Genomic DNA, 11,951 nt, shown 5'->3' on the forward strand with positions numbered 1-11,951 from the left:
GACGATCCAAGCCGCTTCAGATACGATCCGACCCATCTCACTTCGGGACTGAACACCTAGGCCGATCCAGGCGAAGTATCATCCGACGGATCGTTCGTGAGCCATGTGAAGCTCTGCAACAGCGCTGTCCGTTAGGTAGATGAGTGTCTTGGCGTCGATACCCGACTGGGCAAATCGACGGCGCAATGTCTCCTCCGCTGAAAGCCCAAACTCTGGAGACTTCGGAAAGCAGCGCTTCAGTTGCTCGCTGACGATGGCATCCCTAGAATAGCCCGGGTGGCGGATCAAGCGCACGAGAAGCACGAGGAGATTTTCGCCTATTCCTTGCGACTTGGCATTGCTCAACGCGCTCGCTGACGAAAATCGCATGCTCATGAAAGGTCGCCCCGGATAGCCAGCCGATCATGGGGAGGATGTCTTAATTCCTGGTGCCTGCACCGTTTGAGCGCTCACCATGGATTTAGCCAAGACGCACGCGGAGCTTCAGGCTACCTCCAGGGCATACAGAAGCTGCCTGCAGTCTTGCCGGGAAAACAGTCGTTATTCCTACACTCAGTAATATAGCATTTGGACTACAATTCTACTTAAGCAATATGCAAATATCTAGGTACTCGTCCTGAGTGTACTGATTTCAATCATTAGCTAGAGTGCGGCTTACGCAGCCTAGCCACAGCAGAACAGCGGAAGGCTCGCCGGATCGGAGCCTTGCATGTCACAGGTTGAGCCTTCAGCCACGAGCTTGCCCAACCCGCTCGTGCGCAAGCTCGAAGGCTTCACCACCTTGTCAGATGCGGATCGGGCGCTGCTAGAGCGGATCAGTGCGGAGACGCGCCTCGTCTCTCCCCGGACCGACCTCGTGCGCCAAGGCGCCAAGCCCGATGGCGTGTTCCTGATCATGGAGGGCATGGCCTGCCGCCAGAAGCATCGCGCGAAGGGACAGCGCCAGATCATGGCCTACCTGCTGCCGGGCGACCTGTGCGGCCTCGATGATGCGCTCCTGAACAAGATGGATCACTCCATCACGACCTTGTCCATCTGCCGGGTGGTTCGCGTCGCGCCTGAGACAATGACGGAGATCCTGCAACAGCACCCGCAAGTCGCGCGTGCGCTGCGCATCAGCGGGCTGGTGGATGAGGCAACCTTACGCGAGTGGCTGGTGAACCTCGGGCGTCGCTACGCGACGGAACGCCTCGCACACCTCTTTTGCGAGCTTCTCGTGCGTCTTCAGGCGGTCGGCCGGGCCACTGAGATCAGCTACGCCTTACCGCTCACTCAGGCGGATTTAGCTGACACCATGGGGATGTCAGACGTACACGTGAACCGGTCGTTGCAGGAACTGCGGCAGCAGGGCCTGATCGAGTTTCGGAGGGGGCAGTTGACGATCGGCAGGCCGTCTCGCCTGCAAGCCTTCGCCGAGTTCAAGGCCGATTATCTACATCGCGGGGACCAAGCTGCCACGTGAACCTTCGTCGCTTCAGCTAAGCTGTGCTGAATAGAGAACTGTGCCTATTGAATTCCAAGCAGCCTTTCCGGACGGGTTTGAGCATCAGGTTTACGGTCGTTTCACTTGCAGGAAGAGATAGCTCGATTGGAGTTTTACACATAGCCAAATTTCCATCGGAATGCTGGCGTAGCCATCCATCACCCTGTTTTTTGGCTATCCATGGTAACCACTACGGAGCAGGCCTTCGTTTTACTTGGTGCAGAATGCAGATCTAGTCAGGGTACCAACAAGATATTGAACCCAGCAGATCTACTGCCATCTCTAAAATTTGTAGCGCGTCGCTACCAGATTTGGCAAGCTAAGCTTGCAACGCATCTTCGCTGGCGCTCTCAGCATACGTCCTCGTCATGGCATAGTAGATTTTCCTACTCATAACATGTAGCTGGTGTATTTAATAGAATGGAATACGTAATGAAGCTTAACAAATTTAGTCTTGCTATATGCGCATCAGTGTTGGGCGGGTGTCAGACTACTACACATCCGATCGAAGCTAAGCTGCGGGCTGATGACACCGCTTGTCAAGCCTATGGCTTTAGGTATGGCTCACAAGATTATATCATTTGCCGTAAGCGGCGAGACTCAACCTTTTTACAAGAAAATCTAGGCGGACGTGGCGTAATACAAGACATAAGCTCGCTACGATTAGTTCTTGAGCCTCACGTCATTACGACAGCCGAGCGTCTACCTGTCCCGTAACCCCGCTTACGCGAACGATATCGTATCAGCCCAAACGCGCTACGGTCCGCGCCCTGAGCTGTTAAATTCTAAGCAGCCTTTTCTTGCGGGTTTGAGCGTCAGGGTTACGGTCGCTTTCCTTACAACTGACGTCTCATCGTGTTATGCCACAGCAGAGTCGGCTTTGACTGTTGAGCCACAGTGACAGACGGCGCGGATCAGGCGCATGGCGCCATGATCCCTCACAACGTGAAGCCCAGCTCAGGCGTTGTCTGGATGAAAGTCATTCATCCGATCTGAACATGGGTGCTTGATGCCCTACACACTCCATCGCCTCTCAGCTGGTAGCTATGACCTCCTGCTGCGCGGAAAGATCATCGGCAGCGTCGTGCGGAACTTCCCATCGCTGGGGACGTCCGAGGATGGCGTGTTGAGCTCATCGAGGATCTACCTCCTGCGCAGCGGCCGAAGCCTTTCACTAAAAGCGGGCATGCCTTTAGGTCGCTTAATGCCGCCTGGGAGTGCCTTGACGCCCCTATTGTGGCAGAGGATTTCAGACCCCCGAGAGCCCAACATCGACGGGCGGTAGATAAGCGCATCAAGAGCCCTGCTGATGCGCATTTCTATCGCCGAAACACTCCAGAATAATTCACCGCGCAGCCTGTCCTGCGCACCTCAACCATGAGCCGAGGCAGGAGGCATTGGCCATACACCACCGCCCCCGCACGTATGGTTGGTGCCACTGCCTCCTGCGTCCGCTCACCGCCGCTTCTTACAGGCGTGCAGAGAGGTAGAGGAACAGCTATTCCTCGTGCGGACCTGGACAGGCGGTACATAAGGCAGCCTCGCTGCCCGCTCTTGCCCGCAGCTGGATAGCTTGCGCACGGTGCGTTCGAGCTTGCACGCGCAGAGCGGAAGCTATGACTTCGTCGCCCCGCACCTCCAGAGTTGCCGCTGCAACTGCCAACTCGGTGGCAGCGAAATCGGCGAAGTCAGCTGCCCCGTGCAACCTCTTGGAATCATTATTTCGCATTGCAGCAGCATATCTAGTTTTCGCTGCGGCAAAACAAAAATAGATTGCGTGCAATGTAAGCTTAAGCTCGGTGCGGTCATTCCTGAGATTGGACCCGCCGCTCCGGTGGTGCTCTGCCCGGCTCAGACGTGAGCAGCATCCTGCTGTGCATCGCCCTCATGCTCGATGACGCCCAGGAGGGCGGCGAGCACCTCCGATAATCGGCTTTGTGGCTCATCGTCGAGCAGCGGAAACGCTCTGTGCAGGATCTGCTCGATGGATCCAAAAACAGGATGACGCTGGGGACGTACTTGCGGCGGCGTCCATGAACGGTGGTTTGATAGCATCATCCCACTTGCCTGCGCCGCCGTGGCCCCTGCCTCATCTACACCCGCGCTTCGTGAGTGCCCCGATCTTACTCAGAACTGCTTACGCTGATCACACAACTCAATACGCGGGCCAAAGGGCGTGCCGCGCGCCGCCTCCGGAACCGGTGCGATCACGCGCGCGCCGCAAGTCGGGCACTGCGCCGCCAGCTGTTGGTGGTGGGTGACGACCGGTACGACTTCCGGCGGCTCGATCCTTTCGGAGAGACTAACGACCTCGGCAGGAAGGTCTCCGTGCAGTTCGCCGCCGCAGCACGCGCAGCGATCTAGGCGATGCGCGATGACGGCATCGGGATCCTTGCTCATCACTCGGCTGTGGCCATCGTGGCAAGGCTTCGCCCCGCCGGGTTTGACCTGCTCGCGCCGCACCTTGCGATCCGTCGCGGGCGGCTTCGAAGACGTGCGCGAGGCCTTCTCCGGGCGCTGCATCCGCAGCAGCAACTCGATCAGCTCCTCGCGGCTCAGCCGCTCAGGATCGCTTCAGCACATCCCACGAAGGACTCAGCGAAATCCGACCCGCGCAAGGGGGGGTAATTAATTGCAGGCCGTCCCTTCGAGAACGTCGAAGGCGCCAAACAAGGTCGTTGTGCCGTAGCGGATACAGTCATTCGTCTGTGCGCCAAGATACCCATGACCGAGTAGTCGGTCGGGGTAGGTTCGCTGTAGGGCCTGTATTTAGACTTTCTATTAATCCGGGGTGCGCATACGCGGTGGGGACAATGCGCCTGACTTCATGTTGGTTAATGCGACCAGGCGAGCGGCGATCTTGAAGCGGCTTGACACTACGGCGTAGCTGCGCACGCATTCCAAGCCGCGATGCCGCTACTCCATAGTAGGCATGACGAAATCCGCGCCGGCGCGAATGCCGGTGGGCCAGCGGGTGGTGATGGTCTTGAGGCGGGTGTAGAAGCGCACGCCCTCGGGGCCGTGCATGTGGTGGTCGCCGAACAGCGAAGCCTTCCAGCCGCCGAAGGAGTGGAACGCCATCGGCACCGGGATTGGCACGTTGATGCCCACCATGCCGACCTCGATCCCGTGCGCGAACTCGCGCGCGGCATCCCCGTCGCGGGTGAAGATCGCCGTGCCGTTGCCGAACTCGTGCTCGTTGATCAGGCGCGCGGCCGTAGCGTAGTCCGGAGCCCGGGTGATCGCTAGGACGGGGCCGAAGATCTCCTCTCGGTAGATCGACATCTCCGGCGTGACCCGGTCGAACAGGGTCCCGCCGAGGAAGTAGCCGCCCTCGTAGCCCTGCAATCTCAGGCCGCGCCCGTCCACGAGGAGATCGGCCCCTTCCGCCACGCCGGCATCGATGTAGTCGCTGACCTTGTCGCGGTGGCCCCGCGTCACGAGGGGGCCCATCTCCGAATCGGGGTCGGTGCCCGGCCCAACCTTCAGCGCCCGCACCTTCGGGATGAGCTTGGCCACTAGGGCGTCGGCGGTCTTCTCGCCCACGGGCACGGCCACCGAAATCGCCATGCAGCGTTCACCCGCCGAGCCGTAGGCCGCGCCCATCAGCGCATCCACCGCCTGGTCCATGTCGGCGTCCGGCATGACGATCATGTGGTTCTTGGCGCCGCCCAGGCATTGGGCGCGTTTACCCTGAGCGGTGGCGGTGGCATAGATGTATCGGGCGATCGGGGTCGAGCCGACGAAGCTCACCGCGGAGATGTCGGGGTGGTGCAGCAGGGCGTCGACCGCCTCCTTGTCGCCGTGGACCACGCTGAACACGCCGTCGGGCAGGCCGGCCTCCTTGAGCCAGGCCGCCACCAGCAGCGCGGGCGAGGGGTCGCGCTCGGAGGGCTTCAGCACGAAGCAGTTGCCGCAGGCCAGCGCCACCGGGAACATCCACATCGGCACCATGACGGGGAAGTTGAACGGCGTGATGCCCGCAACCACGCCGAGGGGCTGGCGCAGGGAATGGCTGTCAACGCGGGTGCCGACGTTCTCGGTGACCTCGCCCTTGAGGAGCTGGGGAATGCCGGTAGCGAACTCCACCACCTCGAGCCCGCGCTGGATCTCGCCCTTGGCGTCCGAGAGTACCTTGCCGTGCTCGGCGGTGATCAGGGCGGCGAGCTCGTCGGTGCGCCCCTCGGCGATGCGCAGGAAGGCGTTGAGGATGCGGGCACGCCGCAAGGGGGGCGTCAGCGCCCAGTCGCGGGCGACCGCCTTGGCGGCGGCCACCGCGGTGTCGACGTCCGCCGCGCTGGCCAGGGCGACCCGCCCGGTCTCCTCGCCGGTGGCCGGGTTGAAGACGGGGGCGGTGCGCGGGCCGGTGCTGGCGGCAAGCCGGCCGCCGATGAAGTGAGAAATCACGGTGGGCATCGGGGATCCTAACGGACGAGAGGCGAAGAAAGCTTAGGCGGCGCGGGCGATGGCGTCGCCGAGGATCGACGCCATGGTGTCGATCTGGTCACGCTCGACGATGAGCGGCGGCGACAGGGCGATGATGTCGCCGGTGACCCGAATAAGCAGGCCGCGTTCGAAGCAGTCTACGAAGACGTCATAGGCCCGTGCGCCGGGCGCACCCGGTCGCGGCGCCAGCTCGATGCCGGCGACGAGGCCGATGGTGCGGATGTCAATGACGTGCTGCGCGTTCCGCAGGTCGTGGATGGCGCCCGTCCAGTCCTCGGCTAGTTCCGCCCCGCGGGTGAGGAGGCCCTCCTGGGCGTAGATGTCGAGGGTGGCGAGGCCTGCCGCGCAAGCCACCGGGTGACCCGAATAGGTGTAGCCGTGGAACAGCTCGATCACCGCCTCGGGGCCGTACATGAGCGCATCGTGGACGCGCCGCGCGCAAAAAACTGCGCCCATCGGCAGGGTGCCGTTGGTGAGGCCCTTGGCGGTGGTGACGAGGTCTGGAACCACGCCGAAATAGTCGGTAGCGAAGGGTGTGCCGAGGCGGCCGAACCCAGTGATGACCTCGTCGAAGATCAGCAGGATTCCGTGCCGGTCACAGATCGCGCGCAGGCGTTCGAGGTAGCCCGTCGGCGGCAGCAGGACGCCAGTGGAGCCGGCCACTGGCTCGACGATGCAGGCCGCGATGGTCTCGGCCCCGTGCAGGGCGACCAGGCGCTCGAGGTCGTCGGCGAGCTCGGCTCCGTGGGCGGGCAGGCCCCTTGAGAAGGCGTTGCGCTCGGGGTCATGGGTGTGGCGCAGGTGGTCGACGCCCGGGAGCAACGGGAAGACGCGACGGTTGTTGACGAGGCCTCCCACGGAGATACCGCCGAAGCCAACGCCGTGATAGCCGCGCTCGCGCCCGATCAGTCTAGTGCGCGCGCCCTGCCCAATGGCACGCTGATAAGCGAGCGCGATCTTTAAGGCCGTGTCCACGGATTCGGAGCCGGAGCCGGTGAAGAACACCCGGTCGAGGCCGGCCTCCGGACCACCCGGCGCGATGGTGGCGAGGCGCTCAGCGAAGTCGAAGGCCGCCGGATGGCCCATTTGGAACGAGGGTGCGAAATCGAGTGTGGTGAGCTGGCGCTCGACGGCTGAGGCAATGGCCTGGCGGCCATGCCCCGCATTCACGCACCAGAGGCCGGCGGTGCCGTCGAGGACGCTGCGTCCGTCCGTGGCCGTGTAGTGCATGCCTCGGGCCGAGGCGAGCAGGCGGGGCGCCGCCTTGAACTGCCGGTTGGCCGTGAACGGCATCCAGTAGGCGTCGAGCCCGGGGGCATTGGCGGCGTGGTGATGATCCATGGCGATCCTCCCGTGGGGACGTCTACGGACCCGGAGAAAGCGCCGATTGCGCGGAACGAACAAGTCCTTTTCTTTCCCGCGCGATCTCCTTGAAAAGACGGGGCCGCCGGGAGCAATGTCGGTGAATCCTGAACATCCCTAACAGGGCGCTCCGCCCGAGGGGCGACCCCAAGGGTTTCGATGAGCATCGATCTCGGCGCGCGGCTGCGCACCATCCGCACCCTGCACGGCCTGTCGCAGAGGGCGCTCGCCAAGCGCACCGGCGTGCCGAACTCGACGATCTCGCTCATCGAATCGAACGGTGTGAACCCGTCTGTCGGTGCCCTGAAGCGCATCCTCGACGGCATTCCCATCGGCCTGTCCGAGTTTTTCGCCATGGAGGCGGAGTCCCCGCGCAAGGCGTTCTACCAGGCCGACGAACTTACGGAGATCGGCAAGGGATCGATCTCCTACCGGCAGGTGGGCGACAACCTGTTCGGGCGCGGCCTGCAACTCCTGAAGGAGCGCTACGAGCCCGGCGCCGATACCGGCCGGGTGCCCCTGGTCCACGAGGGCGAGGAGGGCGGCATCGTCCTATCGGGCCGTCTGGAGGTGACGGTGGATGCCGAACGCCGCATCCTTGGGCCCGGCGACGCCTATTTCTTCGAGAGCCGCCGCCCGCACCGTTTCCGCTGCGTCGGCCCAGTGGCCTGCGAGGTGGTCAGCGCCTGCACCCCGCCGACCTTCTAAGGCAGGTCCCTCGCGCGTCGGCCTCCGTGCATCACGATGCTGGCCTCCTGGGGTCTATCTGGTATACCACGTTGAGACGCAGGCTCGGGAGCGCCGCATGACCATTCTCTTCAGCCATGATGCCGCCCTCGGACACCGGACGCCGCACGGGCATCCGGAACGACCGGAGCGGATGCAGGCGGTCAAGGAAGCACTGGGAACGGAGGTCTTCGCGGCCCTCGACCGCCGGGCCCCGGAGCCCGCCAGCCTGGAGACCGTGGCGCTGGCACATCCTGAGGAGTGGGTGCGGGCGATGGTGGCGGCGGCACCCACTGAGGGCTTGGTCCACGTAGATTCCGATACGGTGCTGTCACCCGGCACCATCGACTGCGTGCTGCGCGGTGTCGGTGCCGCGGTCCAAGGAGTCGAAGCTGTGATGACGGGGCAGGCCCGGAACGCCTTCTCCGCCATGCGGCCGCCCGGGCACCATGCCGAACGGACCCGTGCTATGGGCTTCTGTCTGTTCAATAACGCGGCGGTGGCCGCCCGCCATGCCCGGACGGTTCATGGCGTCGACCGCGTTGCCATCGTCGATTGGGACGTGCACCACGGCAACGGCAGCCAGGACATCTTCTGGGCCGATCCCTCGGTGCTGTTCTGCTCCACTCACCAGATGCCGCTCTATCCTGGCACCGGCGCAGTCTCGGAATCCGGTGATCACGACACAATCGTCAATGCGCCCCTGAAGCCCGGCGCCGATGGAGAGCGCTTTCGCGAAGCATTTACTGCGCGCATCCTGCCGCGCCTGAGGGATTTCCGGCCCGACCTGATTATCATCTCGGCAGGCTTCGATGCCCATTGGCGCGATCCCTTGGCTAACCTGATGCTGGAGGCGGAGGACTTCGCCTGGGCCACTCGCCAGGTGATGGAGATCGCGGCGCAGACCTGCGACGGGCGCATCGTCTCGCTGCTTGAGGGAGGCTACGACCTGAAGGGCCTCGCTGAGTCCACTGCGGCGCACGTCGCCGTGCTCATGGAGGCGTGAAGCGAAAAGCCCTTGTCTGCGTCCAGCCCGGTCTTTCCACCGGGCATGCGTGCCCCACCTATGTGACAATGCTGAACGATCGCCGCCTCGCGCGCCTAACTGTCCGTGCCCCTCGGAACTCCCACGGGCGCCCGGGCCAAAACCGGTCCGGATTTTGCAAGATCGTCAGCTGGAATCTCCTGCGGCGGGTCGGCGCGAATGTCGCCAGCATTGCGACGCTGATCGAGCGCGAGCGGCCCGACCTCGTGCTGATGCAGGAGGCGACCAAAGATATCGAGGCTCTGCAAGCGAAGGTCGGCGGCCACTACGCCTGGGCACAGATGCCTGGACGCATACACGGCCTCGCGGTCTGGAGCCAGACGCCCTTCACGACGCCCCCGAAGGCGATCGAGCTTCCCGCGGGCGCAATGTTTGACCGAGTGAGCCAGGTGATCGATCTCGGCGAATTCGGCGTCGCCAACGTCCACCTCTCGCACGGGCAGATGCTCAATCGGCGGCAGTTACGCTGCATCGAGCAGAGCCTGCCGGACCGGGCCGCCGTCATCGGCGACTACAACCTCGTGGGACCAACCCTTCTGCCGGGGTTCCGCGACGTGGGCCCGCGCCTGCCGACCCACGCAATGGCGCGGGTGTTGCCCCTGCGGCTCGACCGCTGCCTCGTGCGCGGGCTGACTTGCCACGGCCGCAGCGTGCTGCCGCGCGGCGCCTCGGATCACCGGCCGATCATCGTACACCTGGCTCCCACCCACGAAACCGTCCTGAAGGACACGGCGGGGCTGGAGCTCATCAAAGGTATGGCAGGAGTAATCGGACGCCTGCGTCGCGTAGCCGGAGGGGGAGACCGCGCTGGGACAAATATTCGTGCGTCAGCCGGACGCTCATCTTCTCCTCCATGAACGCGTCGAGGTGTCGGGCAAGCCCAGAATCATAGACCTCTACGTTCAACTCGAAATTCAGGCGAAAGCTGCGAGTGTCCCAATTGGCGCTGCCGATGAAGCACCAGGCATCGTCGATCACGAGGAGCTTGGCGTGGTCGAAAGGTGGGTCGTCGAGCCAGATCCGGACGTCGCTGCGTAGAAGCGGGTCCACATGGGCCCGGGTTGCCCAGTCGACCACGGCGTGGTCGCTCTCCATCGGAATGATGACGTCCACTGTCAGGCCGCGCAGGGCCGCCAGCGACAGAGCGCTCACCAGCACCTCGCTCGGCAGGAAGTAAGGTGTCATCAGGCGGATGCTGGTCCGGGCGCAAGTGATCGCCTCGAGCACTACGAGCTCGATCTTACGCAGATCCGCATCCGGACCGGAGGAGACGGTGCGAGCCTGTGTCTCGCCGCGAGGGGCGAGGGGCGGAAACCAGGCTGGACCTTCCAACTCCTGGTCCATGACGAAGGCCCAGTCGCTGGCGAAGGCCGCTGTAAGCTGGGTCACGACCGGTCCCTCGATGCGGAAATGCACGTCGCGCACCGGCTCCGACGGATGGGTCGCCACTCGATTCTCATCGGCGATGTTGATGCCGCCCGTGAAGGCGAGCGTTCCGTCAATGATCAGCAGCTTCTTGTGGGTGCGTAGATTCAAAAACGGCATCCGCCACGGCAGGACCGAGTGCATGAAGCGGCCGACCGGCACGCCACGGCGCCGCAGGCCGCCATACACCGAGGCGAAGAAGTAGCCGCTGCCGATGCCGTCCACGAGGACTCGGACGGCGACGCCGCGGAGATGGGCCGCCTCCAGCGCGTCAAGGAAGGCGCATCCGATCTCATCCTTGCGGAAGATGTAGCTCGACAGGGCAATTGAGTGCCGGGCCTTGCCGATGGCCTCCAGCATCGCAGGATAGACTGCATCGCCGTTCCGCAGAGGCGCGATCCGATTGCCCGCTTGAAGGGGAAGGGCTGTGATGCGTCGGACCGCTTGGTCCAGGGGCTGGAACCGCTCCGGCAGGACGGGCGCGGGCGCCTCGTTCTCCTCGCGCTGCGGGCTCGCCTGGGACGGCTTGATGCGAAGTTTCTGCGCTCGACGGGTAACCCGGTTTACGCCGAATAGGGCGTAGAGCGAGCTTCCAAATAGGGGTGCCAGCCAGACTAAGCCGATCCAGCCGATAGCCGCCCCGACCTCGCGCTTGCGCAGGAGGACGTGGATGCTGACGAGGCCTGAAAGAGTCGCGCCGAGAGCCCAGAAGACTTCGGTTCGGATCGACGTCAGAGCGCTGATCCACGAAAGCAATGCCTGTTCCAACGTCGCTACCGTTCCGCGATTTACCCGGGGCATACATGAAAAGTTGATCGAAGCAACAAGTTTAAAAAATCGATGTAGATCGCGAGAGCTGTGTGCATGTGCTGACCCGCCAACGCGAAAAGCTCGGCATAATTCGGGAGCGATCCGGGCCGATCAAGATCATACACGAAACATGCTTGATTTGATTGAGACAGGGCATGCAAGTCAATCTATAGATCGCTATGATCTACCAATATATTTTAGATTGTCCACCTTAGGCTTTTTATACATCAGTGAGTCATGAAACGCAAAATAGATTGTCTTTGCAGATTCGAACAAAGAGCGCGGCTTGCTGGTCGCCGTATAGACATCTCAGCTGCGCGAAGGAGGGTTTTAGGCGAGCATAGATAGGTGGTCGCTGATCCTGCTGTTCCCGGCGAAGCGGGCGAATAGTGCGAGGCTGACGTCCACCATCCACTGCGTTTTCGAGACCACGATGGGTAATTACTCAGGCCCGTAATGGCAGAGTTTAGGCGCTGACGGTCTTGAGGATGGTGCCGAACGGGCTGGCGCTGGTGAGGCGCGCGGTATCGACGACGGTGCGGATATCGGCCTCGCCCTCAGCAGCCCACATTGCGCGGTAGCCGTTGGTCATCTTCCGCTGGATCACGGCCGGGCGCAGCAGCCGCTCAGAGCCGTTATTGGTCGGCTCGACCG

At 62.9% G+C, this 11,951-nt stretch carries 9 protein-coding genes and 2 pseudogenes; 4 read left to right on the forward strand and 7 right to left on the reverse strand.

Annotated features, from left to right (window positions below):
• Window positions 1–78: 78 nt before the first annotated feature.
• The gene (locus CRT23_RS28190) at window positions 79–375 is read right to left on the reverse strand and encodes a hypothetical protein (protein ID WP_146056533.1); all 297 of its coding nucleotides are present in this window, start codon (window positions 373–375) and stop codon (window positions 79–81) included.
• Between the two features lie 334 nt (window positions 376–709).
• On the opposite strand from CRT23_RS28190, the gene CRT23_RS26315 reads away from it, so the two are divergent.
• Window positions 710–1,462, forward strand: coding sequence for a Crp/Fnr family transcriptional regulator (locus CRT23_RS26315; protein WP_103712473.1), 753 nt, complete (start codon window positions 710–712; stop codon window positions 1,460–1,462).
• A gap of 1,872 nt (window positions 1,463–3,334) precedes the next feature.
• On the opposite strand, the gene CRT23_RS28195 is transcribed toward CRT23_RS26315, so the two are convergent.
• From CRT23_RS28195 to CRT23_RS26335, 4 genes and pseudogenes are all read right to left on the reverse strand, one after another.
• Window positions 3,335–3,541, reverse strand: coding sequence for a hypothetical protein (locus tag CRT23_RS28195; RefSeq protein ID WP_146056534.1), 207 nt, complete (start codon window positions 3,539–3,541; stop codon window positions 3,335–3,337).
• A 99-nt stretch (window positions 3,542–3,640) separates the two neighbouring features.
• Window positions 3,641–4,006 (reverse strand): annotated as a pseudogene (locus CRT23_RS26325) (IS66 family transposase zinc-finger binding domain-containing protein); the annotation flags it as partial.
• 393 nt (window positions 4,007–4,399) lie between these two features.
• A complete protein-coding gene (locus CRT23_RS26330; RefSeq protein ID WP_103712474.1) occupies window positions 4,400–5,899 on the reverse strand; it encodes a CoA-acylating methylmalonate-semialdehyde dehydrogenase in 1,500 nt (499 codons plus the stop codon).
• A 33-nt stretch (window positions 5,900–5,932) separates the two neighbouring features.
• Window positions 5,933–7,270 (reverse strand): aspartate aminotransferase family protein, encoded by a 1,338-nt coding sequence (locus CRT23_RS26335; protein WP_103712475.1) that lies wholly within the window; start codon window positions 7,268–7,270, stop codon window positions 5,933–5,935.
• Window positions 7,271–7,450: 180 nt separating this feature from the next.
• Here CRT23_RS26335 and CRT23_RS26340 point away from each other — a divergent pair, with 180 nt between their 5' ends.
• The 3 genes from CRT23_RS26340 (at window position 7,451) to CRT23_RS26350 (ending at window position 9,919) form a co-directional block, all read left to right on the forward strand.
• Window positions 7,451–7,999, forward strand: a complete 549-nt coding sequence (locus CRT23_RS26340) for a cupin domain-containing protein (RefSeq protein ID WP_103712476.1) — start codon at window positions 7,451–7,453, stop codon at window positions 7,997–7,999.
• A gap of 97 nt (window positions 8,000–8,096) precedes the next feature.
• Window positions 8,097–9,023, forward strand: a complete 927-nt coding sequence (locus CRT23_RS26345) for a histone deacetylase family protein (RefSeq protein ID WP_103712477.1) — start codon at window positions 8,097–8,099, stop codon at window positions 9,021–9,023.
• Entirely contained in the window at window positions 9,020–9,919 is a 900-nt protein-coding gene (locus CRT23_RS26350; RefSeq protein WP_245436611.1) for an endonuclease/exonuclease/phosphatase family protein, read from the forward strand. The genes CRT23_RS26345 and CRT23_RS26350 overlap by 4 nt, the downstream gene beginning before the upstream one ends.
• Here the strand turns inward: CRT23_RS26350 and CRT23_RS26355 are convergent.
• Window positions 9,810–11,255: a phospholipase D-like domain-containing protein gene (locus CRT23_RS26355; RefSeq protein WP_245436612.1), complete on the reverse strand. Its 1,446-nt coding sequence runs from the start codon at window positions 11,253–11,255 to the stop codon at window positions 9,810–9,812. The genes CRT23_RS26350 and CRT23_RS26355 overlap by 110 nt on opposite strands.
• A 508-nt stretch (window positions 11,256–11,763) precedes the next feature.
• Window positions 11,764–11,951 (reverse strand): annotated as a pseudogene (locus CRT23_RS26360) (IS66 family transposase); the annotation flags it as partial.

This window comes from Methylobacterium sp. V23 (assembly GCF_002917135.1).
Taxonomy (GTDB): domain Bacteria; phylum Pseudomonadota; class Alphaproteobacteria; order Rhizobiales; family Beijerinckiaceae; genus Methylobacterium.